Below are 25007 nucleotides of genomic sequence, written 5' to 3'. Positions count from 1 at the left end.
CGATGAGTTATCAGGTTCTTGCACGTAAATGGCGTCCGCGCTCGTTCGGCGAAATGGTCGGCCAGACCCATGTGCTCAAGGCTCTGATCAATGCCTTGGACAGCCAACGGCTGCACCACGCGTACCTTTTTACCGGTACCCGCGGGGTTGGCAAGACCACCATCGCGCGGATCATCGCCAAATGCCTGAACTGTGAAACAGGTATCACTTCGACCCCCTGTGGCGAGTGCTCGGTGTGCCGCGAAATCGATGAAGGCCGCTTCGTCGACCTGATCGAGATCGACGCCGCGAGCCGGACCAAGGTCGAAGACACCCGCGAACTGCTCGACAACGTGCAGTACGCACCGAGCCGCGGGCGCTTCAAGGTCTACCTGATCGACGAAGTGCACATGCTCTCCAGCCATTCGTTTAATGCGCTGTTGAAAACCCTTGAAGAGCCGCCGCCTTACGTCAAGTTCATCCTGGCGACCACCGATCCGCAGAAACTTCCTGCAACGATTCTGTCGCGTTGCCTGCAGTTCTCCCTGAAGAACATGACCCCGGAACGGGTGGTCGAGCATTTGACCCACGTGCTGAGCGTCGAGAACGTGCCGTTCGAAGACGACGCGCTGTGGCTGCTGGGCCGCGCCGCCGACGGTTCGATGCGCGACGCCATGAGCCTGACCGATCAGGCCATTGCTTTCGGTGAAGGCAAGGTCATGGCCGCCGACGTGCGGGCCATGCTCGGTACTCTCGATCACGGCCAGGTCTACGACGTCCTGCATGCGCTGATCGAAGGCGACGCCAAGGCATTGCTCGAAGCCGTGCGCCATCTGGCCGAACAAGGCCCGGACTGGAACGGCGTGCTCTCGGAAATTCTCAATGTGCTGCACCGTGTCGCCATCGCCCAGGCCCTGCCTGAAGGCGTCGACAACGGTCATGGTGACCGTGATCGCGTATTGGCTCTGGCCCAGGCATTGCCGGCTGAAGACGTGCAGTTCTATTACCAGATGGGCCTGATCGGTCGCCGGGACTTGCCGCTGGCGCCGGACCCGCGCGGCGGTTTCGAAATGGTCCTGCTGCGAATGCTCGCGTTCCGGCCGGCAGACACTGCGGACGCGCCGAGGCAACCGCTAAAGACAGTGGGGATCAGCCAGGCCACAGTTGATTCCGCAAATTCAGTGGCTGCCGCGCCGGTTGTTGCGCCGGTAGTCGCTACGGCCGTTACACCGGCTCCTGTTGCGCCCGTGGTGGCGCCGGCCCCTGTCCCGGTAGCTGCGCCTGAGCCGGTCGCGCCCGTGGCTGTGCCCGTGGTCGCGCCTGAGCCTGAGCCCGAGCCCGAGCCTGTTGCCGAACCCGTAGCGGTCGAAGAAGTCGTCGATCTGCCGTGGAACGACCCGGTAGAGCCGGAAGTTGTCCAGCAGCCCGCGGTCGAGCCGGTGCTGGAAACGGCTGGCGAACAACCCGAATTGCCACCGATGCCCATGCCGACGCCGGACAGTGTGGTGCCGGACGCGCCGGAATGGGCCGCTGCGCCGATTCCGGAACCGTCCATGGCCGAAGTCGATGCCGCCACGCCTGGCATGGATCAGGACGACGAGCCGCCGCTGGACGAGGATTACATAGAGCCGGACATGGATTCGGCCTATAGCTATCTCGACGAACTGGCCAGCGAGCACACCGCCGAACCTGCGCCGGAACCCGAGCCAGAACCGGCCGCGATGCCGGCCACGGGTCTGGCCCTGCAATGGCTGGAGGTGTTCCCGAAACTGCCGGTGTCCGGCATGACCGCCAGCATCGCCGCCAACTGCACGCTGATCGCCGTCGATGGCGACAATTGGTTGTTGCACCTGGACCCGGCTCACAGCGCCTTGTTCAACGCGACACAGCAACGTCGCCTCAACGATGCACTGAACCAGTTCCACGGGCGCACGCTGACCCTGAGCATGGAGCTGATCAAGCCCGAGCAGGAAACCCCGGCTCAGGCCTCATCCCGCCGGCGTGCCAACCGTCAACGCGAGGCCGAGGAATCGATCCACGGCGATCCGTTCATCCAGCAAATGATGCAGCAGTTCGGGGCGGTGGTCCGTCACGATACTATTGAACCTGTCGAGGCCCTGGTCAGTCAGGACTAATAACTGAAGGCGCTTGGCCGCATTCGCCGGGCGCTGTTTTTATCCAAGTACTTTTGAGGTGATTCCCATGATGAAAGGTGGCATGGCCGGCCTGATGAAGCAGGCGCAGCAGATGCAGGAAAAAATGGCCAAGATGCAGGAAGAACTGGCCAACGCCGAAGTCACCGGTAAAGCCGGCGGCGATATGGTCACCGTGGTGATGACCGGTCGTCACGACGTCAAGCGCGTGACCATCGACCCAAGCCTGGTCGAAGGCCTGAGCGAAGACGACAAGGAAATGCTGGAGGCGGTATTCGCCGCAGCCGTAAACGACGCCGTGCGCAAGATCGAAGCCAACAGCCAGGACAAAATGTCCGGCGTGACCGCTGGCATGCAATTGCCACCGGGTATGAAACTGCCATTCTGATTCGCCAACGCGCATCGGATAGGTTACAAAAAAATGCCAGGCATCGCGCCTGGCATTTTTGTTTCTGTCTGTTGGAAGTATGGTGCCGGTGAGGCAGCCTTCGCGGGCAAGCCCGCTCCCACAGTGATCACCTGAATCCTGTGGGAGCGTGGCTTGCCCGCGATGAAGTCACCTCGGTACAACTGACGAAACTTCGAACCCGACACCGCCACAAATGTCTGCTCCCTATACCGCTGAAATTCATCGATCAAGGAGACGCTCACATGCCACAAGCATTGACCCTCAACCAACGAATCGTTCTGGTGTCCCGCCCGGTGGGCGCGCCGACACCAGAGAATTTCCGCCTGGAACGGGTAGCACTGCCAGACTTGGCCGACGGTCAGGTGTTGCTCAAGACGCTTTATCTGTCGCTCGATCCCTACATGCGCGGTCGTATGAGCGACGCGCAGTCCTACGCTGCACCGATAGAAATCGACGAGGTGATGACCGGTGGGGCTGTCAGTCGTGTCGAACGCTCGCTGCATCCGAAATTCCATGAGGGTGATCTGGTGGTCGGCGTCACGGGGTGGCAAAGCCACAGCATCAGCGACGGGCGCAACATCATTCCGATCCCGTCCGGGCTGCAGAGTCCTTCGATGGCCCTGGGTGTACTGGGCATGCCCGGTATGACCGCCTACATGGGGTTGATGGACATCGGCCAGCCCAAGGAGGGCGAAACCCTGGTGGTAGCGGCTGCGTCCGGCGCGGTGGGTTCGGTGGTCGGCCAAGTGGCGAAGATCAAGGGCTTGCGAGTGGTCGGTGTGGCCGGTGGTGCGGACAAATGCCGCTACGTGGTCGAGGAGCTGGGCTTCGATGCCTGCATCGACCACAAGCGCCCGGATTTCGCCGAAGAGTTGGCGCTGGCCTGCTTCAAAGGCGTCGATATCTACTTTGAAAACGTCGGTGGCAAGGTGTTCGATGCGGTGCTGCCGCTGCTCAACCCCAAGGCGCGGATTCCTCTTTGCGGTCTGATTGCGTCCTACAACGCCAATGAAGCGCCTAGCGGGCCGGATCGCTTGCCTCAGTTGCAACGCACACTGCTGACCAAGCGCGTACGGATTCAGGGCTTCATTGTGTTCGATGACTACGGTGATCGTCAGCCGGAGTTCATCAGCGCCATGGCCCCGTGGGTGCGGGACGGCAAGGTGAAATTCCGTGAAGACGTGGTCGACGGTCTGGAGAACGCGCCCCAGGCATTCATCGGTCTGCTGGAGGGACGCAACTTCGGCAAACTGGTGGTGCGGGTCGCGCAGACTGAGTAATTGACGGTGCTATTTGACGCTAAACAGAGGCGCGGGTATAAACCGCGTCTCGTTGTTATGTCGGACTTTTTCCCATGAGCTTCAGCCCTTTGATTCGCCAACTGATCGACGCCCTGCGAATTTTGCCGGGTGTGGGTCAGAAAACTGCCCAGCGCATGGCGTTGCAACTGCTTGAGCGTGATCGCAGCGGCGGTTCGCGACTGGCCCAGGCGCTGAGCCAGGCCATGGAAGGAGTGGGCCACTGCCGCTTGTGCCGCACGCTGACCGAAGACGATCTGTGCCCGCAATGCGCTGATCCTCGCCGCGACGACACCTTGCTGTGTGTGGTGGAAGGTCCGATGGATGTTTACGCCGTGGAGCAGACCGGTTTTCGCGGTCGCTACTTCGTGCTCAAGGGCCATTTGTCGCCCCTCGACGGGTTGGGGCCGGACGCCATCGGCATTCCACAATTGATGGCGCGGATCGAAGAGGCGGGTACGTTTGCCGAAGTCATCCTCGCCACCAACCCGACGGTGGAAGGCGAAGCCACGGCGCATTACATCGCCCAGTTGCTCAGCAACAAAGGCCTGATCGCCTCGCGCATCGCCCATGGTGTGCCGTTGGGTGGCGAGCTGGAACTGGTGGACGGCGGGACATTGGCGCATTCGTTTGCCGGGCGTAAGCCGATCTCGCTGTAACCGCATCAAAATCAAAAGATCGCAGCCTTCGGCGGCGCCCACAGGCGCGTAGGAGCTGCCGAAGGCTGCGATCTTTTGATCTTCCGCGACTCCTTCTATTGAAAACCAAGCAAGCGCTCGGTTAACTTCGCTGAACCTTCAGTGGAGCTCGCCGATGCCTGCCTTTCAGGAATACTTCGATCCCAGCCACCAATTGGTCCGCGACAGCGTCAGACGTTTCGTCGAGCGCGAGATTCTTCCGGACATCGACCAGTGGGAAGAAGCCGAAAGCTTCCCCCGTGAGCTCTACCTGAAGGCCGGCGCGGCGGGGATTTTGGGCATTGGTTATCCAGAAGCCTTGGGTGGCAGTCACGAAGGTGATGTGTTCGCCAAAATCGCTGCCAGTGAAGAGCTGATGCGCTGCGGTTCCGGTGGTCTGGTCGCGGGGCTGGGCTCGCTGGACATTGGTTTGCCGCCGATCCTCAAGTGGGCCAGGTCCGAAGTCCGCGATCGCGTTGTGCCTCAGGTGCTCGCAGGCGAGAAGATCAGCGCCCTGGCCGTCACCGAGCCCAGCGGCGGCTCAGACGTCGCCAACCTGCAAACCCGCGCCGTACGTGACGGCGACTTTTACCGGGTCAGCGGCAGCAAAACCTTCATTACCAGCGGCGTTCGTGCGGATTTCTACACCGTCGCGGTGCGCACCGGCGAGCCGGGGTTTGGCGGCATCAGTTTGTTGCTGATCGAGAAGGGCACGCCCGGGTTCACCGTCGGTCGTCAGTTGAAAAAAATGGGCTGGTGGGCGTCGGACACCGCCGAACTGTTTTTCGATGATTGCCGAGTACCGGCGGGCCATCTGATCGGGGCCGAGAACATGGGCTTCGCCTGCATCATGGGCAACTTCCAGAGCGAGCGTCTGGCCCTGGCGCTGATGGCCAACATGACCGCGCAGTTGGCGCTGGAGGAGAGCCTGAAGTGGGCCCGTCAGCGTGAAGCCTTCGGCAAACCTATCGGCAAGTTCCAGGTGCTCAAGCACCGTCTTGCGGAAATGGCCACGGCGCTGGAGGTGTCACGGGAATTCACCTATCGCCAGGCGGCGAAAATGGCCGCGGGGCAGAGCGTGATCAAGGAGATTTCCATGGCCAAGAATTTCGCCACCGACACGGCTGATCGCATTACGACCGATGCGGTGCAGATTCTGGGCGGTCTGGGTTACATGCGTGAAAGTCTGGTGGAGCGGCTGTATAGGGATAACCGGATTCTGTCGATCGGCGGCGGGACGCGGGAAGTGATGAACGAGATCATCAGTAAGCAGATGGGGCTTTGAGTTTTGCGGTGTTGCGGCTGACGCCATCGCGGGCAAGCCCGCTCCCACAGGTCTCAGGTGATCCCTGTGGGAGCGGGCTTGCCCGCGATGACGTCAGTACAGACGCTGCTTATTTATCGGTAAGGGCAAACTGCGTCAGGCAAAAAGTAGGAATCCCCATGTCTTCCAGCCGCTGCGAACCACCCAGCTCCGGCAAGTCAATGATCGCCGCCGCTTCATGCACTCGCGCGCCCATGCGCCGAATCAGGTTCGCCGCCGCGATCAGCGTGCCGCCGGTGGCAATCAGGTCATCGAACATCACCACCGCATCACCCTCACACAGGCTGTCGGCATGGATTTCGAGAAAGGCTTCGCCGTACTCGGTCTGATAACCCTCGGCCAGCACGTCGGCCGGCAATTTGCCCTGCTTGCGGAACAGCACCAGCGGTTTGTTCAACTGATAGGCCAGGATCGAACCGATCAGAAAGCCACGGGCATCCATGGCGCCGATGTGGGTGAAGTCCGCTTCGACGTAACGATGGGCAAAGCTGTCCATCACCAGGCGCAGGGCCGTGGGTGACTGGAATAATGGGGTAATGTCGCGAAAGATCACGCCCGGCTTGGGGAAGTCGATCACGGGGCGGATCAGGGATTTGATGTCGAAGGAGTCGAAGACCATCGTCGAGGTGTCCTGGCGGGCTGCAAACGTCGCAGTATAACGGCGGCTGAACCGTTTCGCTCAGCCGCCGTCGCCACGATCAGCCGTCGAGCGAGCCGCCGGCCAGGGCGCAGAGCTGGATCGGATCAAGGATGTGGATTTCCTTGCCTTCGGCGGCGATCAGTTCGTTTTGCTGGAAACGGGTGAACACCCGGGACACGGTTTCCACCGCCAGGCCCAGATAATTGCCGATTTCGTTGCGCGACATGCTCAACCGGAACTGGTTGGCCGAGAAGCCCCTGGCGCGGAAACGGGCCGACAGGTTGACCAGGAACGTGGCGATGCGCTCGTCGGCGGTTTTCTTCGACAGCAGCAACATCATCTGCTGATCGTCGCGAATCTCGCGGCTCATCACCCGCATCAACTGACGGCGCAGTTGTGGCAGTTGCAGGGCCAGTTCGTCGAGGCGATCGAAAGGAATTTCGCACACTGAGGTGGTTTCCAGGGCTTGCGCCGAGACCGGGTGCTTTTCAGTGTCCATGCCCGACAGGCCGACCAGTTCACTCGGCAAATGGAAACCGGTGAGCTGCTCTTCGCCGCCATCGCTCAGGCTGAAAGTCTTCAGGGCGCCGGAGCGTACTGCATAAACGGAATCGAACGTGTCGCCCTGGCGAAACAGGAACTCGCCTTTTTTCAGCGGGCGACCACGTTTGACGATATCGTCCAGCGCATCCATGTCTTCCAGATTCAGAGAAAGTGGCAGGCAGAGGGGGGCCAGGCTGCAATCCTTGCAATGGGCCTGGCTATGAGCGCGCAGCTTTACTGGCTCGGACATTTCTTTAATCCTTGTGGGAAAACACACATAAGCTGTAAGGGTAACCCACGGGAGGACATTCAGGCACGCGGCGATTTTGTCGCAGGGTCATAAAATAAACGTTTCGCAGACCGGCCAGTGAGCTGATGGCTAGATAACCCGTGAAAACCGCTGGCGATTTTGCTGTTCCAGGTACGCGTCGAACACCATGCACACCGAACGCACCAGCAATCGTCCGGCGGGCAGTACGGTAATCCGTTCGTTATCAAGTTCGATCAGTCCGTCGTCGGCCATTCCCTGCAACTGTGGCCAGAGTTCGCCGAAGTAACCCTGAAAATCGATGTTGAAGGCTTGTTCGATCTGGGCGAATTCCAGGCCGAAAGTGCAGATCAGTTGTTGGATGACGGCACGTCGCAGGCGGTCATCGGCGTTGCACAGCAGGCCACGGCTGGTGGCCAGCTGTGCGCTGGCCAACGCATTCTGGTACTGGTTCAGATCACTGCTGTTCTGGCAGTACAAATCGCCGATCTGGCTGATCGCCGATACCCCCAGACCGATCAAATCGCAATGACCGTGGGTGGTATAGCCCTGGAAGTTACGTTGCAGGGTCGATTCTTCCTGAGCAATCGCCAGTTCATCGTCGGGCAGCGCAAAGTGGTCCATGCCGATATATCGATAACCGGCCTTGGTCAGCTGCTCGATGGTTCCCTGGAGCATTTCCAGTTTTTGCGCCGGGGTCGGCAGTTCGTCGCTGTTGATCCGCCGTTGCGGCATGAAGCGTTCCGGCAGATGGGCGTAGTTGAACACCGAGAGCCGATCCGGTTGCAGGCTGATGACTTCGTCGATGGTGCGGGCGAAGTTTTCGGGCGTCTGCTTCGGCAGGCCGTAGATCAAGTCGATGTTGATCGAGCGAAATTGCAGGGTCCGGGCAGCGTCGATCACCGCGCGGGTTTCTTCCAGGCTTTGCAGGCGATTGACCGCCCGTTGTACCGCCGGGTCGAGGTCTTGCAGGCCGATACTGACCCGGTTGAAGCCCAGTTCCCGGAGCAGGCCCATGGTCGACCAATCAGCCTCGCGAGGGTCGATCTCGATGCCGTAGTCGCCGGAATCGTCGTCCAGCAAATTGAAATGCTTGCGCAGCTGAGCCATCAACTGGCGCAGTTCGTCATGGCTGAGAAAGGTCGGCGTGCCGCCGCCGAAATGCAGTTGCTCGACTTTCTGCGAGGGGTCGAGATGACAGGCAATCAACTGGATTTCCTGTTCCAGGCGCTGCAAATAGGGCAGGGCGCGGCCACGGTCCTTGGTGATGACTTTGTTGCAGGCGCAGTAGTAGCAAATGTTCGCGCAGAACGGCACGTGCACATACAGCGACAGCGGCCGCAGGGCTTTACGGCTGTCGCGCAGGGCATGAAACAGGTCGAAGGTGCCGACCTGGCTGTCGAATTGCACGGCGGTCGGGTACGAGGTGTAGCGCGGTCCCGCCAGGTCATAACGGCGGATCAGATCTGTGTCCCAACGAATGGCGTCGAGCATGCGGGCATTCCCCCGAGATAGGCTGGCATGTGGGCGAGTCTAGGGAGAAGTGCGCAAAGGCATCTTGATTTGCATCAAGGGTCGGGATTTGTGGTGCTGGTACCGGCCCCATCGCGGGCAAGCCCGCGATGGGGCCACCGCCGATCTAATGCCCCATGAGCCAATGTTGATGCGGCCCAGGCAAGGTCCAGATGCCGAACATCATCACCAGCAAGCCACCTGTCATGCGTACGCTGCGTTTGCGCAACAACCCCGTGACGCGCTCGGCCGCCAGCCCTGTGGCGAGCAGCACCGGCCAGGTGCCCAGCCCGAATGCCAGCATCAGCAACGCACTGTCCAGCGCATTGCCCTGGCTCGCCGACCACAGCAATGTGCTGTAAACCAACCCGCACGGCAGCCAGCCCCAGAGTGCGCCCAGCAGCAGGGCGCGGGGCAGGTTCGACACTGGCAGTAGTTTGTTGGCCACCGGCTGGATATGCCGCCACAGGCCACGGCCGAGGCTTTCGATGCGGGTCAGGCCGCTCCACCAGCCGGCCAGGTACAGCCCCATGACGATCAGCAGCAGTCCGGCGAGGATGCGCATGAACATCGCCGCCGGGCTATTGGCCACGGCCCAGCCGGCCAGACCGATCAGCAGGCCGGCCGCGGCGTAGCTGAGAATTCGCCCCAGGTTGTAGGCCAGCAACAATCGAAAGCGTCGGCTGCGTTGCTCCTTGGGGATCGCCAGGGTCAGGGCGCCCATCAAGCCGCCACACATGCCCAGGCAATGCCCGCCGCCGAGCAGGCCGAGGATCAGCGCAGACACCAGCAGTGGCGCCAACTCAAGCATGGGGCGGCGCCTTGTCGTCCGGTTTGGCCGGATGGCCGCTGGCCTCGTCGACCGCTGCCTTGTGGTTCGGGTCCTGATCGTCGAACAGGATGCTGTGGGCCGGGCCGTCGAGGTCGTCGTACTGACCGCTGTCGACTGCCCAGAAGAAGATATAGATAGCGATGGCCACGATCAGCAGCGCGGCCGGGATCATCACGTAGAGAGCTGGCATCTGGACTCCATGCCTGCGCGGTTCAGGCCGGCAGCGGGCGGGTTTCTGGCGTGGTGCTGACGGCCGGCGCGCTCGGCAAGCGAGTCAGGCGCAGGGCATTCAACACCACGGTCAACGAACTGATCGACATGCCGACCGCAGCCCATACCGGAGTGATCCAGCCGAGGGCGGCGAACGGCAACATGAGGCCATTGTACAGCGCCGCCCACAGCAAGTTCTCGATGATGACCCGACGGGTGCGACGGGCCAGGCTGAAGGCTTGCACCAGCGCGTCGAGACGGTTCGACAGCAGCACCGCGTCGGCACTGGTTTTCGCCAGATCGGTGGCCGAACCCATCGCCACGCTGATGTCGGCGGCGGCCAGCACCGGTACATCGTTGACCCCGTCACCGAGCATCAACACCTTGCGACCTTCCTTGTGCAGCTGTAGCAGCACCTGCAGTTTATCGTCCGGACGCAAACCGCCACGGGCCTCGTCGATGCCCAGTTCGGCAGCGACGCTGGCGACCATCGGCGAGCTGTCGCCGGACAGCAGCAGCGTGCGCCAGCCACGAGCCTTGCACGCTGCGAGCAGGGCGGGCGCGTCGGCGCGCAAACGGTCATCGAGTACGAACCACGCCAGCGGCCCTTGACTGTCGCCGAGCAACAGCCATTGGCCGGCCTCATCGGGCATTACTGGCACTTGAGCGTCGCTGAGTTCGCAGACAAAACCCGGTTGGCCAATGCGCAGGCGTTGTGCGCCGACCAACCCTTCCAGACCCAGGCCCGGTGTGCTGTGAACTTCTTCGGCGGCCAGCGGTGCGCGGCCAAAAGCCCGGGCAATCGGGTGCTCGGAGCGGTTTTCCAAAGCGGCGGCGAGGCTCAGGCATTGATCGCTGGTCAGGGGGCCAAGCGGGCGGATCGAACGCAAGGCCAGGCGACCTTCGGTGAGGGTGCCGGTCTTGTCGAATATCACCGTGTCGATCTGGTTCAGGCCTTCCAGCACATGACCGCGCGTCAACAAAAGACCGAGCTTGTGCAACGTGCCGGTGGCGGCGGTGAGGGCGGTTGGCGTGGCCAGCGACAAGGCGCACGGGCACGTCGCAACCAGCATCGCCAGGACGATCCAGAAGGCTCGCGAAGAATCCAGTTCCCACCACAGCAGGCCGATGGCGGCCACCGCGATAAGTGACAACAGCAAAAACCATTGGGCGGCGCGGTCGGCGATTTCCGCCAGTCGCGGCTTTTCGGCTTGGGCGCGATCCAGCAGGCGGACGATGGCCGACAGTCGGGTGTCCTGTCCCAGCGCCAGGACTTCCACGGTCAGCGCACCTTCGACGTTCAAGGTGCCGGCGGTGACGGCATCGCCCGGGGTTCGTGGCTGTGGCAGATATTCGCCGGTCAGCAGGGATTCGTCGATGCTCGATTGACCGTCGAGGATTTTGCCATCGGCCGGCAGAATTGCTCCGGGATGCACCAGCACCTGATCGCCCACGCGCAACTCACTGAGCAGAATCCGCTCGCTCTGGCCATCAGCACTCAGCCGCAGGCAAGAGGCGGGCAACAGATTGACCAGCTGTGCGGTCGCGGCGGCGGTGCGTTCCCGGGCACGACGTTCCAGATAACGCCCGGCCAGCAGGAATAGCGCGAACATCCCTACCGCATCGAAATACAGCTCGCCAACCCCGGTGATTGAGGTCCAGATCCCGGCGATATAGGCACTGCCGATCGCCAGCGATACCGAGACGTCCATGGTCAGGTGACGGGTGCGCAGATCGCGCATCGCGCCCTTGAAGAACGGCGCGCAGCTGTAAAACACGATCGGGGTGGTCAGAAACAGCGCGACCCAGCGCAGGATGGTGTGCAGTTCTGGGCTGAGGTCGATGTTGAATTCCGGCCAGGTGGCCATGGTCGCCATCATCGCCTGGAACCACAGCAGCCCGGCGACACCGAGTTGACGCAGGGCCAGGCGGTTTTCGCTGGCCAGTTGTTCGCTGGCGCGGTCGGCCTGATAAGGGTGGGCGGCGTAACCGACGTGGCGCAATTCGCTGAGCACTTGGCTCAATGGCAATTGCGCGTCGGCCCAGCGTACATGCAGGCGATGGTTGGACAGATTCAGGCGTGCTTCGGCCACCGCTGGCAAGGCGCGCAGGTGTTTCTCGATCAACCAGCCGCAGGCGGCGCAACTGATGCCTTCCATCAACAGGGTGGTTTCGGCGAGTTCGCCTTCGTGGCGAACAAAAGGTTGCTGCACGTCGGCGCGGTCGTAGAGTTCCAACTCGTCCACCAACTGTACCGGCAAGGCTTCGGGGTTGGCCGAGGCTTCACTGCGATGCTGGTAATAGCTTTCCAGCCCACCGGCCACGATGGCCTCGGCCACTGCCTGGCAACCCGGGCAGCAGAACTCGCGGGTATCCCCGAGGACGGCGGCCGTGAAGCGGCTGCCGGCCGGGACGGGCAGGGCGCAGTGGTAGCAGGGGGTAGGAGTACTCATGAGCTGGAATCTATATCGTCCGGGAGGGCCTCATCGCGAGCAGGCTCGCTCCCACATTTGATCGATGTCGTGCACAAAATTCATGTACACCGCAGATCTACTGTGGGAGCGAGCCTGCTCGCGATGCGCGAAGCGCGACTTTATTTTTTCAGGTCTTCCGCACCCTGCAGCGGCTCATCACCGAGCAGCAGATCCTTGGCATGGCTGACCTGTTCTTCTTCGAACATGCGCCAGATCTTGTCATCCTGCACGCCCAGCAATTCGACGAAGCGACGACCTTCAATCCTGTCGCTCAACTGGCCAATGTAGCGGCCCTGTTCGGCTTCGCTGCGGGCCAGGGTGATCTTGCGATCTTTCTCTGGCTGGGTTGGCGAAATCAGGTTCAGCTCAAGGGTTTTCGGCTGGCTGTTGCCGCTCAGGCGCAGGTCGACTTCGCCGGTTACGTCATCCATGTGCACGCTGGCACGCAGTTGCAGGGTCTGGGCCAGCAGTTCGCGGTCCAGCGAACGGTTAATGCCCTTGCCGGCTTCGTAATAGTTGTCGTTGACCAGGTTGTCCGGGTTGTTCACCGCGATGGTCACCATCGACAGGGTCAAGGTCACCGAGCAGGCCAGGATGGCGATGATGATCCACGGCCAAAGATGCTTGTACCAAGGACTTGCGGCAGTTGCTGCGGGCATGATCACTTCTCTCAACGAATTTGTGGGCCGATGAATCGGCTCTTGGCTTCAACGTGGACGTTGGCGTCATCGGCATCCTTGAGGATGAATTTCACCTCGTTGGTGCTCGACGGCAGTTGTTCCGGTGCGCTGGACAGTTCGACCGGCTGGCTGAAAATCTCCCCGGCGGCGACTTTGATCTCGCGCTTGCCTTGCAGCTTGAGATCCGGCAGGCCGGTGGCTTCCAGCACGTACGTATGGTCGCGCTGGTCCTTGTTCATGATCTTCAGGCTGTAGACGTTTTCGATCCGGCCTTCGGCGTTCTCACGGTACAACACGCGGTCTTTGCTGACGTCGAAACCGACCAGCGAACGCATGAAGAACGCGGTCATCAGCAACGCGATCATCGCCAGCAGCACCGTGGCATAGCCGATCAGGCGCGGACGCAGTTTATTGGTTTTTTGCCCCGACAGGTTGTGCTCGGTGGTGTAGCTGATCAGGCCGCGCGGGTAATCCATCTTGTCCATGATGCTATCGCAGGCGTCGATACACGCCGCGCAGCCGATGCATTCGACTTGCAGGCCGTCGCGAATGTCGATGCCGGTGGGGCAGACCTGGACGCACATGGTGCAGTCGATGCAATCGCCCAGGCCCTGAGCCTTGTAATCAATGCCTTTCTTGCGCGGCCCACGGCTTTCGCCACGACGCGGGTCGTAGGAGACGATCAGCGTGTCCTTGTCGAACATCACGCTCTGGAAGCGTGCGTACGGGCACATGTAAATACATACCTGCTCGCGCAACCAGCCGGCGTTGCCGTAGGTGGCGAGGGTGAAGAAACCGACCCAGAAATACGACCAGCCATCGGCCTGGCCGGTGAAGAAATCGAGCACCAGTTCGCGAATTGGCGAGAAGTAACCGACGAAGGTCATGCCGGTCACGAAACCGATCAGCAGCCACATCGTGTGCTTGCTGAATTTGCGCAAGAATTTGTTGGCGCCCATCGGCGCCTTGTCGAGCTTGATGCGCTGGTTGCGGTCGCCTTCGGTGACTTTTTCGCACCACATGAAGATCCAGGTCCAGACGCTTTGCGGGCAGGTGTAGCCGCACCAGACTCGACCGGCATACACGGTGATGAAGAACAGGCCAAAGGCACTGACGATCAGAATACCTGAGAGCAGGATGAAATCCTGAGGCCAGAAGGTCGCGCCAAAAATGAAGAATTTACGTTCCGGCAGGTTCCACCAGACGGCCTGATGACCGCCCCAGTTCAGCCACACCGTGCCGAAATACAGCAGAAACAGCCCGGCACCGCCGATCATCCGCAGGTTGCGGAACAGGCCGGTGAAGGCGCGGGTGTAGATCTTTTCTCGAGAGGCGTAGAGGTCGACGCTGTTGTTTGCGTTCTTGGCAGGCGGAGTAACGTCGTGTACCGGAATCTGATTGCTCATCATTGCATCCCACGGCAGTGGAAAAATGCCCCGGTCAGTACGTGCCGACCGCGGTCAAAAAGAGGTGTTGCAGTGGCGCAATGATACGCCTGTAGCTCTAGCGCAAGGGTGCGACCTTTGGTCGCGTTGGGAGAAATCAATTGATGGTGTAATGACTTGAATCAATTGACTTGTGAATTATGGACGGTTTTGCAGGGGCAGCGAACTCATTCGTCCCATGGATTGACATCAGGACAGATGCACGGGGCGATGGATGATAGTGGCGCGCTCGGTTTCGAACTCGATGTCTGCCGCTTCTGGCATCACCAACAAATCGACCATGTTGGCGTTTATGCCAGTCAGTTTTTGGTACTCCTCAATGCTTAGCAGTACGTGAGCAGGCTTGCCGCGGTCGGTGATGACAACCCCGGCCCATGACGCGTGGCTTTTTTGGCACTACTTGTGTCCTGGTTGAATTCACGACTGGAAATGGTGGTGATGGCCATGCGTAGGCTCCTGAAAATGCCGATGTAGAAACGTTGTTACCCTGCTCGTGATCCAGCAAGTTGAAATTATTGTGCTCAACCCAGCCTTGCCGGGTCACCCGCTTCGGAGATCGCGACCTTCAACCCTGTCGGCTTGAATGCAAACGGCCCCATCAGATGAGGGGCCGTTTTTGTAGCTTCAGTAAATGTTTGATGGGCCGTGCCGGGGATCAGGGCAGCCTGCCGCCTCCCAGGCTATCCAGTCCACTGCAGGTATCACGTTTTCTATCCACGCCATCTGCGTCATCCAGGTCAGTTATGTCGGCGAAAGACCTGATTCGGGTATTTTTCGCGCCTGCACCTGTCGCTGAGTCTTCAGGTTTAACGTCTACAGCGTCCTGAAGCGCTGGTTCAATGTCGTCGTGCAGGCAGGGAGAGGGCTGATGAAGTGGCATGTTGTCGTCATTCTTTGACATGTGGTTCTTCCATGAAAGTTGGCCCTGACGTTGATCATCGGGGTGGGAATGAACGCTACAGGGCACTGAAATTCGAGTCTATTAAGCATTTGTCTCAAGTTATGAGCGCATTGCTGAAACAAAAAAGGCCCCGCTAATTTTCATTAGCGGGGCCTTTTTTGTTTCAGGCGTTTGCCTTACTGGGCATTCGCGTCCGCTGCCTTCTCACCGTGAGAGAGGCTGTAGACGTAAGCGGCCAGCAGGTGAACCTTGTCGTTGCCTTGCAGCTGTTCTTGCGCAGGCATCTGGCCCTGACGGCCGTAACGGATGGTCTGCTGCAGTTGAGCGAAGCTCGAACCGTAGATGAACGCCGCCGGGTGGGTCAGGTCAGGGGCGCCCATTGCTGGGGTGCCTTTACCTTGCGGGCCATGGCACGCCACGCAGTTGGCGGCGAACAGTTTCTGGCCGGCAACCGGATCGGCCTTGGTGCCTTCCGGCAGCTTGCGGCCATCCAGGTTGGTCAGCACGAACGCGGCAACGTCAGCAACGCCTTGTTCGCCGATCACTGCAGCCCAGGCCGGCATCACGGCATGACGACCGCCCATGATGGTGGTCTTGATGGTTTCCGCTTCACCGCCCCAGCGCCAGTCGGCGTCGGTCAGGTTAGGGAAACCGTAGGCGCCTTTGGCGTCGGAACCGTGGCAGACCGAGCAGTTGGAGGCGAACAGGCGGCCACCCATCTTCAGGGCTTGCGGGTCTTTGGCGACTTCTTCGATCGGCATGGAAGCAAACTTGGCGAAGATCGGGCCGAACTTGGCGTCCGACCTGAGCATTTCCTTTTCCCATTCGTGAACGCCGGTCCAGCCAGTCTGGCCGTTGGCGAACGCGGTCTGCTTCTCGTTATCGAGGTAGTTGTAACCCGGCAACAGGCCTTTCCAGTTACCCAGGCCCGGGTACAGCACCAGATAGCCGAGGGCGAAGATGATGGTGCCCACGAACAGCATGAACCACCATTTCGGCAGCGGGTTGTCATACTCCTCGATCCCGTCGAAGGAGTGGCCGACCGTTTCATCGGTGGATTCGCTGCGCTGGCCCTTGCGGGTGGACAGCAGCAGCCAGGTCAGGGCGAAGATGGTGCCGAGACTGAGGACTGTGACGTACAGACTCCAGAACGTAGTCATTCTTTGTTACTCCTAGAAGCTTGCTCGACGTGCTTGATGGCTTCGGGATCATCCGCGAAAGGCAGCAAGGTCGCGTCTTCAAACTCCGACTTGCGCTTGGGGCTGAACACCCATAGCGCCAGACCGATGAAGGCCACCATCACAACAACGGTGCCCAGGCCACGAATCATCCCGATATCCATCTAAATCACCGTTTGCTTTTGATGATGGTGCCCAGGCCTTGCAGATAGGCCACCAGCGCGTCCATTTCGGTTTTGCCCTTCACAGCATCCTTGGCGCCGGCGATGTCTTCGTCGGTGTAAGGGACGCCGAGCGTGCGCAAGACTTCCATTTTCTTGGCAGTGTCTTTGCCGTCGAGCTTGTTTTCCACGAGGAACGGGTAGGCTGGCATTTTCGACTCAGGCACTACGTTGCGCGGGTTGTACAAGTGCGCACGCTGCCAGTCATCGGAGTAACGACCGCCGACACGAGCCAGGTCCGGACCGGTACGCTTGGAACCCCACAGGAACGGGTGGTCCCAAACGCTTTCACCGGCGACCGAGTAGTGGCCGTAACGTTCGGTTTCAGCACGGAACGGGCGGATCATCTGCGAGTGGCAGCCGACACAACCGTTGGCGATGTACACGTCGCGGCCTTCCAGCTCAAGGGCGGTGCGAGGCTTCATGCCCTCGACCGGCTTGTTGGTGACGTCCTGGAAAAACAGCGGAACGATTTGAGTCAGGCCGCCGATGCTGACGGCGATAACCATGAAGAAGGCCAGCAGGCCAATATTCTTCTCGACTGCTTCATGCTTCATCAGTGAGCTCCAACTACAGCAATCTGTTCAGCAGCTTTGGCTTCAGCCGGGTTCGAGGCACGTACGGTACGCCATACGTTGTAGGCCATGAACAGCATGCCGCTGGCGAAGAACGCACCGCCCAGGGCGCGAACGATGAAACCAGGATGGCTGGCTTGCAGCGCTTCAACGAACGAGTAGGTGAGGGTGCCGTCGTCGTTGATTGCACGCCACATAAGACCCTGGGTGATGCCGTTGACCCACATCGAGGCGATGTACAGAACGGTACCGATGGTCGCGAGCCAGAAGTGCGTATTGATCAGGCCGATGCTGTGCATCTGCACACGACCGAACAGTTTCGGGATCATGTGGTAGATCGCGCCGATCGAAATCATCGCTACCCAGCCAAGAGCGCCGGCGTGTACGTGGCCGATGGTCCAGTCGGTGTAGTGCGACAGCGAGTTGACGGTCTTGATGGCCATCATCGGGCCTTCGAAGGTCGACATGCCGTAGAACGCCAGCGATACCACGAGGAAACGCAGGATCGGGTCGGTGCGCAGCTTATGCCAGGCGCCCGACAGGGTCATCATCCCGTTGATCATGCCGCCCCAGCTTGGTGCCAGCAGGATGATCGACATCGCCATGCCCAGGGACTGAGCCCAGTCCGGCAATGCGGTGTAGTGCAGGTGGTGCGGACCGGCCCAGATGTACAAGGTGATCAGCGCCCAGAAGTGCACAATCGACAGACGATAAGAGTAGATCGGACGCTCGGCCTGCTTCGGAACGAAGTAGTACATCATCCCCAGGAAGCCGGTGGTCAGGAAGAAACCTACCGCGTTGTGGCCGTACCACCACTGGATCATCGCATCAGTCGCACCCGAGTAAGCCGAGTAGGACTTGAAGAAACTGACTGGCAGGGACGCGTGGTTGACGATGTGCAGCATCGCGGTCACGACGATGAAGGCACCGTAGAACCAGTTACCGACATAGATGTGCTTGGTCTTGCGCTTGACGATGGTGCCGAAGAACACCAGACCGTAGGTGACCCAGACAATGGCCAGCAGAATAGCCAGAGGCCATTCCAGTTCCGCGTATTCCTTGGTGGTAGTGAAACCCATCGGCAAGGTAACGATCGCACCGACGATCACTGCTTGCCAACCCCAGAAGGTGAAGGCCGCGAGGCTGTCGGAAATCAGTCGCGTTTGGCAGGTTCGCTGCACGACGTAATAGGAAGTGGCAAACAGAGCACAACCACCGAAGGCGAAAATCACCAGGTTGGTGTGCAGCGGGCGCAGGCGTCCAAAGCTCGTCCATGCCAGACCGAAGTTCAACTCCGGCCAGACCAGTTGCGAGGCGATGAAGACACCGAGCCCCATGCCAAGGATCCCCCAGACCACCGTCATGATGGCGAACTGGCGGACTACCTTATAGTTATAAGCAGTCGGACTGATTGCTGTGCTCATTCTAAGGTTCCACGGTTTGGGTGTTTTATTAGGAGTAAAAATCGGCCGCAAGTATGTAGAAAGCGGGGGGTCATTGCAACGCGCCATGACGTGGGTCAATGCTTTCAAAAGCTGATTCTGCGGCCTTTCCATGCGCCGCGTAAGGACAAAATTGCCCTCGGACAAAATGTCGCAACGGATGAAAGAGGCGAGGGGTTCAGGTCAGTTGTAACGGGGTATGTTCAAACACGACGATCGGGTAACAGAGGGCAACGGGGACGATAGCCGGTGTCTACCAGCCTTTGGGGCCTGTCATCGAGCAAATTCGTCGAACACATCGGGTTGAATCGACCTGGAACCGGCGCTGGCCAGTCCGCATCGCTGGGAAGCTTAGACCTGAATCCGGCGAACCGAAAGGAAGACCGAGGGAGGGTGCGACAATGCGTCGCAAAGGGGCAGGGAACTGCCGCATCCGGGTGAATGCGGCGTTGCGCGGACGAGATTTATTCGCTTTTGCCTTCAGCCTGTAAACGCTCGGTGCTCAGGCCTTGAGACAGGCTGTACACGTAAGCGGCCAGCAATTGCACCTTGTCGTTGCCGAGCAGTTCGTTCTGCGCCGGCATATGGCCTTGGCGGCCATGACGAATCGTTTGTTGCAGTTGCGCCAGGCTTGTACCGTAGATAAATCCGGCCGGTTGCGTCAGATTCGGCGCTCCCATGGCTTCAGTTCCCTGGCCGTTTACCCCATGACAGGCTACGCAGGTGGTGCTGAACGATTGCTGTCCAGCGCGCAGGTCGGCTGTGCTGTCGGCAGGCAAGGGCAAGCCGGCCAGTTCATGACGTACGTAAGCGGCGACGTTCTTCACGCCGGCATCGCCGAGGATTTCACCCCAGGCCGGCATTGCGGCCATGCGACCGCCCATGATTGTCGTTTTGATCATTTCGGCATCGCCGCCCCAGCGCCAGTTGCTGTCGGCCAGGTTCGGGAAGCCAAACGCGCCCTTGGCATCCGAGCCGTGGCACACCGAGCAATTGGATGCAAACAGGCGACCGCCCATTTTCAGTGCTAGCGGGTCCTTGGCTACTTCTTCGATGGGCATGGCAGCAAATTTGGCGAAGATCGGCCCGAACTTCGCGTCAGCCTTGTTCATCTCCTTTTCCCATTCGTGGACACCGGTCCAGCCGTCCTCATAACCGGGCAATATGCCTTTCCAGTTGCCAAGGCCCGGGTAAAGCACCAGATAGCCGACGGCAAACACCAAGGTTGCGGCGAACAGCATGAACCACCACTGCGGCAGCGGGTTGTCATACTCCTCGATGCCGTCGAAGCTGTGGCCCATGGTCTGGTCGGTGCTGCCCTTGGTTTCCCCTCGGCGCGTACCGATCAGCAGCCAGGTCAGGCCGATCAGGCTGCCGATGGTCAGTACGCAGATCCACGTACTCCAGAAGGTGGTCATGGCCGGGTACTCCTTGTGGCGGATTCTTGTTGGGTGCTGTTTTCCGATTGCGGCTCGTCGGCGAACGGCAGCAGACGCGCTTCGGCGAACTCCGGATTGCGCTTGCTGTTGAACACCCACAGCGTCAGGCCGACGAAGGCCACGAACACCACGACCGTGCCCAGGCCGCGGATCATTCCACTGCTCATTTCGCTTACTATTTCAAAGGGCATGGACATGGCTCACCTCTTGCTCTTGATGGCAGTGCCGAGCACTTGCAGGTAGGCGACCAGCGCGTCCATTTCGGTTTTGCCCTGGAGCGAGGCGACGCTGCCGGCGATGTCGTCGTCGGTGTAGGGCACGCCGAGGGTGCGCATGGCGCGGATCTTGGTTTCGGTGTGGCTGCTATCGACCTTGTTGTCGACCAGCCACGGGTAGGCCGGCATTTTCGACTCAGGCACTACGTTGCGCGGGTTGTACAAATGCGCGCGGTGCCAGTCTTCGGAGTAGCGACCGCCGACGCGGGCCAAGTCAGGTCCGGTCCGTTTCGAACCCCAAAGGAACGGGTGATCCCAGACACTTTCCCCTGCCACCGAGTAGTGGCCATAGCGCTCGGTCTCGGCGCGGAACGGGCGGATCATTTGCGAGTGGCAACCGACGCAGCCTTCGCGGATGTAAATGTCGCGACCTTCCAGTTGCAACGCGGTGTAGGGCTTCATGCCTTCCACCGGTTTATTGGTCACGTCCTGGAAGAACAGCGGGACGATCTGGGTCAGGCCGCCGATGCTCACGGCGAACACCATCAGCAACATCAGCAGGCCGACGTTTTTCTCGATTGTTTCGTGTCTCATGGCGGACTCCTCAGGCGATCTGCGCGGCAGCGGCGGCTTCGGCGGGCTGCGAGGCCCGAACGGTGCGCCAGGTGTTGTAAGCCATCAGGAACATGCCACTGAGGAAGATCGCGCCGCCCACCAGTCGCACGACGAAGCCTGGGTGGCTGGCCACCAGGGTTTCGACGAAGGAGTAGGTCAGCGTGCCGTCTTCGTTGACGGCGCGCCACATCAGGCCCTGGGCGATGCCGTTGACCCACATCGACGCGATGTACAGCACGGTGCCGATGGTCGCGAGCCAGAAGTGCGCGTTGATCAGGCCGATGCTGTGCATCTGCGTGCGGCCGAAGATTTTCGGAATCATGTGGTACAGCGCACCGATGGAAATCATCGCCACCCAGCCGAGCGCGCCGGCATGAACGTGGCCAATGGTCCAGTCGGTGTAGTGGGAGAGGGCGTTGACCGTCTTGATCGCCATCATCGGCCCTTCGAAGGTCGACATGCCGTAGAACGCCAGCGACACCACGAGGAAGCGCAGGATCGGGTCGCTGCGCAACTTATGCCAGGCGCCCGAGAGCGTCATCATCCCGTTGATCATCCCGCCCCAGCTCGGCGCCAGCAGGATCAGTGACATCACCATGCCCAACGACTGTGCCCAGTCCGGCAGCGCGGTGTAGTGCAAGTGGTGCGGGCCGGCCCAGATGTACAGGGTGATCAGCGCCCAGAAGTGCACGATGGACAGGCGATAGGAATACACCGGACGCTCGGCCTGTTTCGGCACGAAGTAGTACATCATCCCGAGGAAACCGGCGGTGAGGAAAAAGCCTACGGCGTTGTGTCCATACCACCACTGCACCATGGCATCGGTCGCACCGGCGTACACCGAGTAGGACTTGGTGAAACTCACCGGCAACTCAAGGTTGTTGACGATGTGCAGGATCGCCACGGTGATGATGAATCCACCGAAGAACCAGTTACCGACATAGATGTGTTTGGTCTTGCGCTGCATGATCGTGCCGAAGAACACGACGGCATAGGCAACCCAGACGATGGTGATCAGGATGTCGATCGGCCATTCCAGCTCGGCGTATTCCTTGGAACTGGTGTAACCCAGTGGCAGGCTGATGGCCGCCAAGAGAATCACAAGCTGCCAGCCCCAGAAGCAGAACGCCGCAATTGCGGGAGCAAACAAACGGGTCTGGCAAGTACGTTGCACCGAATAGAAAGAACTGGCGAACAAGGCACAACCGCCGAAGGCAAAGATCACCGCGTTAGTATGCAGCGGGCGCAGACGGCCGAAGCTGGTCCACGGCAGGTTGAAGTTGAGTTCAGGCCAGACCAATTGGGCGGCGAGAAAAACCCCGAGCCCCATGCCGACGATGCCCCACACCACCGTCATAATGGCGAATTGGCGGACCACCTTGTAGTTGTAGGCGGTACTGATAGAAGTGTTCATGGTTCCCCATCCACGGTTCAGCCGAAGTGAGGGCGTTTGCGCAAGGCAACGCTCCCTTCGCCTGGAGTTATAGGCAGACTAAAAGCGAGGCAAGCATGGACAAAGAGCACAAGGCCAGTATTGACGGGGATCAATGGGCGCAGTGTGTGCGGGATCATGGATGGTTGTGGAATGCCGCCACAGCGCCGGCTTCGGCAACGCTGATTCTCGCTCACGGCGCCGGTGCGCCGATGGACAGTGGCTGGATGAGCGACATGGCTGCGCGCCTTGCTGCGCATGGGGTCAACGTGCTGCGTTTCGAGTTTCCCTACATGGCGCAACGGCGTATCGATGGCGGTAAACGTCCCCCGAACCCGGCACCCAAACTGCAGGAATGCTGGCGTGAGGTGTATGCCGTGGTGCGACGCCATGTCGCTGGGCGCCTGGCCATCGGTGGCAAGTCCATGGGCGGGCGGATGGCGAGTTTGTTGGCCGATGAGTTGGGCGCGGATGCGCTGGTGTGCCTGGGGTATCCGTTTTATGCGGTGGGCAAACCGGAGAAGCCGCGGGTCGAGCATCTGGCGGCGCTGAAGACCCGGACGTTGATCGTGCAGGGTGAACGGGATGCGTTGGGCAGTCTGGCGGCCGTCGAGGCTTACACGTTGGCGCCGAGTATCGAGGTGTTCTGGCTGGCGGCAGGGGACCATGATTTGAAGCCGTTGAAGGCTTCGGGGTTTACGCATGAGCAGCATTTGGCGGCTGCGGCGGGGAAGGTGTCCGAGTTTCTCCAGTGAGATTTGCAGTGCCAGTTCGGGCCTCTTCGCGGGCAAGCCAGCTCCCACAGGGTTTCGAGTCGATCCCAAAATCCAGCCACACCACAGTTCACTGTGGGAGCGGGCTTGCCCGCGATGGCGGCCTCACAGGCAACAAATTTTCAAGGGGATAATAAAAAACCGGACGCTTTCGCCGTCCGGTTTTTTTTGCCTTCAAGCGCTATCAGCGATTAAACCGCTCCACCAACGAATACTGGGTATTCGCGGTCTTGGTCAGTTCTTCACTCAACAGCGCCGAGTGCTGTGCCTGTTCCGAGGTCTGGTCAGCCAGTTGTGAGATGTTGCTGATGTTGCGGCTGATTTCTTCGGCCACTGCGCTTTGCTCTTCGGTGGCGGCAGCGATCTGGGTGGTCATGTCGGTGATGTTGGCCACCGCTTCGCTGATGCCCACCAGCGCCTGGTCCGCTTCCAACACTCGCGCCACACCTTCTTCGGCCTGGCGATGTCCGGCTTCCATGGTTTGCACCGCGGTGCTGGCGGTTTGCTGCAACTTGGCGATCAGGGCGTGAATCTGCCCGGTGGATTCGCTGGTGCGTTGCGCCAGTTGACGCACTTCGTCGGCCACCACCGCAAAACCACGACCCATCTCACCGGCGCGAGCCGCTTCAATCGCGGCGTTCAAGGCCAGCAGGTTGGTCTGGTCGGCGATGCCTTTGATCACATCGACCACGCCGCCGATTTCGTCGCTGTCTTTGGCCAGTTGCGTGACCGTCAGGCCGGTTTCACCGACCACCACCGACAGACGTTGAATGGCTTCGCGGGTTTCCCCGGCGATGTCGCGACCGCGACCGGTCAGGCGATTGGCTTCCTGAGTGGCGTCAGCGGTGCGCTGCACGTGGCTGGCGACTTCCTGAGTGGTAGCGGCCATCTGATTCACAGCGGTCGCCACTTGCTCGGTTTCGACGCGTTGACGTTCCAGGCCAGTGGAGCTGTTGTGGGCCAGGGCGTCGGACTGTTTCGCTTGTTCGGTCAGGTGTTCGGCAGTGTCCTGCAAACGGGTCAAACAGGTTTTCAGGCGTGCTTCCTGACTGAGGATCGACATCTCCAGGCGTGCCTGGGCACCACGGCTGTCGGTGTACATCTGCGCGATCAGCGGATCGGACGTGGTCTGTTCGGCCAGACGCAGCAAACGCTTGATACCGCGCTGTTGCCAGCTCAAACCCATCAAGCCCAACGGCACCGAAAGGCCGGCGGCGAGGGCGAAGCCCCATTGGGACGTCAGGGTGGCGCCGATCATGAAGCTCAACTGGCTGACCAGAATGAACGGCAGCCAGTCCTGAAGCACCGGCAGCCATTTGTCTGTAGAGGGAATCGCAGACTTGCCCTGATTGATGCGTAGGTAGAGCGCTTCGGCGCGGCGGATCTGCTCGGCGGTGGGTTTGACCCGCACCGACTCGTAACCGATCACCTGATTGCCGTCGAACACGGGTGTGACATAGGCGTTAACCCAGTAGTGGTCACCGGCCTTGCAGCGATTCTTGACAATGCCCATCCATGGCAAGCCTTGTTTCAGTGTGCCCCACATGTGCGCGAACACCGCAGCCGGGACGTCGGGGTGACGGACCAGGTTATGCGGCGCACGGAGCAGTTCCTCACGAGAAAACCCGCTGATTTCGACGAAGGCGTCGTTGCAGTAGGTGATCACGCCCTTGGCATCGGTGGTGGAAATCAACCGTTGCTGAGCCGGGAAGGTCCGTTCGCGTTGTGTAATGGGCTGGTTGTTACGCATGGCTTTTTCAATCCGCAAGGCT

At 60.3% G+C, this 25007-nt stretch carries 23 protein-coding genes and 1 pseudogene; 6 read left to right on the top strand and 18 right to left on the bottom strand.

Annotated elements, in window-relative coordinates:
* The first annotated feature begins 2 nt into the window (after window positions 1-2).
* From dnaX to JFU11_RS00335, 5 genes are all read left to right on the top strand, one after another.
* Complete coding sequence (dnaX, locus tag JFU11_RS00355; RefSeq protein ID WP_201059278.1) at window positions 3-2114, top strand: DNA polymerase III subunit gamma/tau; 2112 nt, start codon at window positions 3-5, stop codon at window positions 2112-2114.
* A gap of 67 nt (window positions 2115-2181) precedes the next feature.
* Complete coding sequence (locus JFU11_RS00350; RefSeq protein ID WP_007905413.1) at window positions 2182-2520, top strand: YbaB/EbfC family nucleoid-associated protein; 339 nt, start codon at window positions 2182-2184, stop codon at window positions 2518-2520.
* Window positions 2521-2783: 263 nt separating this feature from the next.
* Complete coding sequence (locus JFU11_RS00345) at window positions 2784-3821, top strand: NADP-dependent oxidoreductase (RefSeq protein ID WP_123720854.1); 1038 nt, start codon at window positions 2784-2786, stop codon at window positions 3819-3821.
* Between the two features lie 74 nt (window positions 3822-3895).
* A complete protein-coding gene (gene recR / locus JFU11_RS00340) occupies window positions 3896-4498 on the top strand; it encodes a recombination mediator RecR (RefSeq protein WP_008075173.1) in 603 nt (200 codons plus the stop codon).
* Between the two features lie 154 nt (window positions 4499-4652).
* On the top strand, window positions 4653-5801 hold the full coding sequence (locus JFU11_RS00335) for an acyl-CoA dehydrogenase family protein (protein WP_201059276.1): 1149 nt from the start codon (window positions 4653-4655) through the stop codon (window positions 5799-5801).
* A 109-nt stretch (window positions 5802-5910) separates the two neighbouring features.
* Here JFU11_RS00335 and JFU11_RS00330 read toward each other — a convergent pair whose 3' ends face one another.
* The 17 genes and pseudogenes from JFU11_RS00330 to ccoN (JFU11_RS00250) all read right to left on the bottom strand — a co-directional run bounded on the left by JFU11_RS00330 (window position 5911) and on the right by ccoN (JFU11_RS00250) (window position 22444).
* Window positions 5911-6459: an adenine phosphoribosyltransferase gene (locus JFU11_RS00330; protein ID WP_201059274.1), complete on the bottom strand. Its 549-nt coding sequence runs from the start codon at window positions 6457-6459 to the stop codon at window positions 5911-5913.
* A gap of 79 nt (window positions 6460-6538) precedes the next feature.
* Window positions 6539-7273 carry a fumarate/nitrate reduction transcriptional regulator Fnr gene (gene fnr, locus JFU11_RS00325; RefSeq protein WP_052965436.1) on the bottom strand — a complete coding sequence of 245 codons (735 nt, stop codon included), beginning with the start codon at window positions 7271-7273 and terminating at the stop codon, window positions 6539-6541.
* Between the two features lie 129 nt (window positions 7274-7402).
* Window positions 7403-8785 (bottom strand): oxygen-independent coproporphyrinogen III oxidase, encoded by a 1383-nt coding sequence (gene hemN, locus JFU11_RS00320; protein ID WP_201059272.1) that lies wholly within the window; start codon window positions 8783-8785, stop codon window positions 7403-7405.
* Window positions 8786-8930: 145 nt separating this feature from the next.
* On the bottom strand, window positions 8931-9614 hold the full coding sequence (locus JFU11_RS00315; RefSeq protein WP_201059270.1) for a sulfite exporter TauE/SafE family protein: 684 nt from the start codon (window positions 9612-9614) through the stop codon (window positions 8931-8933).
* Window positions 9607-9825, bottom strand: coding sequence for a cbb3-type cytochrome oxidase assembly protein CcoS (gene ccoS, locus JFU11_RS00310; protein WP_007905420.1), 219 nt, complete (start codon window positions 9823-9825; stop codon window positions 9607-9609). The genes JFU11_RS00315 and ccoS overlap by 8 nt, the downstream gene beginning before the upstream one ends.
* Before the next feature lie 22 nt (window positions 9826-9847).
* Window positions 9848-12298 carry a heavy metal translocating P-type ATPase gene (locus tag JFU11_RS00305; RefSeq protein ID WP_201059268.1) on the bottom strand — a complete coding sequence of 817 codons (2451 nt, stop codon included), beginning with the start codon at window positions 12296-12298 and terminating at the stop codon, window positions 9848-9850.
* A gap of 140 nt (window positions 12299-12438) precedes the next feature.
* Complete coding sequence (locus JFU11_RS00300) at window positions 12439-12978, bottom strand: FixH family protein (protein WP_201059267.1); 540 nt, start codon at window positions 12976-12978, stop codon at window positions 12439-12441.
* Between the two features lie 11 nt (window positions 12979-12989).
* On the bottom strand, window positions 12990-14405 hold the full coding sequence (gene ccoG / locus JFU11_RS00295; protein ID WP_201059265.1) for a cytochrome c oxidase accessory protein CcoG: 1416 nt from the start codon (window positions 14403-14405) through the stop codon (window positions 12990-12992).
* A 228-nt stretch (window positions 14406-14633) separates the two neighbouring features.
* Window positions 14634-14890, bottom strand: a pseudogene (locus JFU11_RS00290) (type II toxin-antitoxin system Phd/YefM family antitoxin).
* A 631-nt stretch (window positions 14891-15521) separates the two neighbouring features.
* Window positions 15522-16505, bottom strand: coding sequence for a cytochrome-c oxidase, cbb3-type subunit III (gene ccoP / locus JFU11_RS00285; protein ID WP_123720862.1), 984 nt, complete (start codon window positions 16503-16505; stop codon window positions 15522-15524).
* Window positions 16502-16687, bottom strand: coding sequence for a CcoQ/FixQ family Cbb3-type cytochrome c oxidase assembly chaperone (locus tag JFU11_RS00280; RefSeq protein ID WP_003175465.1), 186 nt, complete (start codon window positions 16685-16687; stop codon window positions 16502-16504). The genes ccoP (JFU11_RS00285) and JFU11_RS00280 overlap by 4 nt, the downstream gene beginning before the upstream one ends.
* A gap of 5 nt (window positions 16688-16692) precedes the next feature.
* The gene (ccoO, locus tag JFU11_RS00275; protein ID WP_009042961.1) at window positions 16693-17301 is read right to left on the bottom strand and encodes a cytochrome-c oxidase, cbb3-type subunit II; all 609 of its coding nucleotides are present in this window, start codon (window positions 17299-17301) and stop codon (window positions 16693-16695) included.
* The gene (gene ccoN / locus JFU11_RS00270) at window positions 17301-18743 is read right to left on the bottom strand and encodes a cytochrome-c oxidase, cbb3-type subunit I (protein WP_052965444.1); all 1443 of its coding nucleotides are present in this window, start codon (window positions 18741-18743) and stop codon (window positions 17301-17303) included. The genes ccoO (JFU11_RS00275) and ccoN (JFU11_RS00270) overlap by 1 nt, the downstream gene beginning before the upstream one ends.
* 482 nt (window positions 18744-19225) lie before the next feature.
* A complete protein-coding gene (ccoP, locus tag JFU11_RS00265; RefSeq protein ID WP_201059263.1) occupies window positions 19226-20179 on the bottom strand; it encodes a cytochrome-c oxidase, cbb3-type subunit III in 954 nt (317 codons plus the stop codon).
* Window positions 20176-20379: a cbb3-type cytochrome c oxidase subunit 3 gene (locus JFU11_RS00260; RefSeq protein WP_123360719.1), complete on the bottom strand. Its 204-nt coding sequence runs from the start codon at window positions 20377-20379 to the stop codon at window positions 20176-20178. Before JFU11_RS00260 ends, ccoP (JFU11_RS00265) begins: the two co-directional genes overlap by 4 nt.
* A 21-nt stretch (window positions 20380-20400) precedes the next feature.
* On the bottom strand, window positions 20401-21009 hold the full coding sequence (gene ccoO, locus JFU11_RS00255) for a cytochrome-c oxidase, cbb3-type subunit II (RefSeq protein ID WP_123720864.1): 609 nt from the start codon (window positions 21007-21009) through the stop codon (window positions 20401-20403).
* 10 nt (window positions 21010-21019) lie between these two features.
* The gene (gene ccoN / locus JFU11_RS00250) at window positions 21020-22444 is read right to left on the bottom strand and encodes a cytochrome-c oxidase, cbb3-type subunit I (RefSeq protein ID WP_123720865.1); all 1425 of its coding nucleotides are present in this window, start codon (window positions 22442-22444) and stop codon (window positions 21020-21022) included.
* 95 nt (window positions 22445-22539) lie between these two features.
* Between ccoN (JFU11_RS00250) and JFU11_RS00245 the strand changes: the two genes are divergently transcribed.
* Window positions 22540-23217: an alpha/beta family hydrolase gene (locus JFU11_RS00245; protein WP_201059259.1), complete on the top strand. Its 678-nt coding sequence runs from the start codon at window positions 22540-22542 to the stop codon at window positions 23215-23217.
* A gap of 202 nt (window positions 23218-23419) precedes the next feature.
* Here JFU11_RS00245 and JFU11_RS00240 read toward each other — a convergent pair whose 3' ends face one another.
* Window positions 23420-24985, bottom strand: coding sequence for a PAS domain-containing methyl-accepting chemotaxis protein (locus tag JFU11_RS00240; protein ID WP_123720867.1), 1566 nt, complete (start codon window positions 24983-24985; stop codon window positions 23420-23422).
* Window positions 24986-25007 lie beyond the last annotated feature (22 nt).

It is taken from the genome of Pseudomonas sp. TH37 (genome assembly GCF_016650735.1).
Lineage (GTDB): Bacteria > Pseudomonadota > Gammaproteobacteria > Pseudomonadales > Pseudomonadaceae > Aquipseudomonas > Aquipseudomonas farris.
This window is presented reverse-complemented; position numbering and strand designations above follow the sequence as displayed.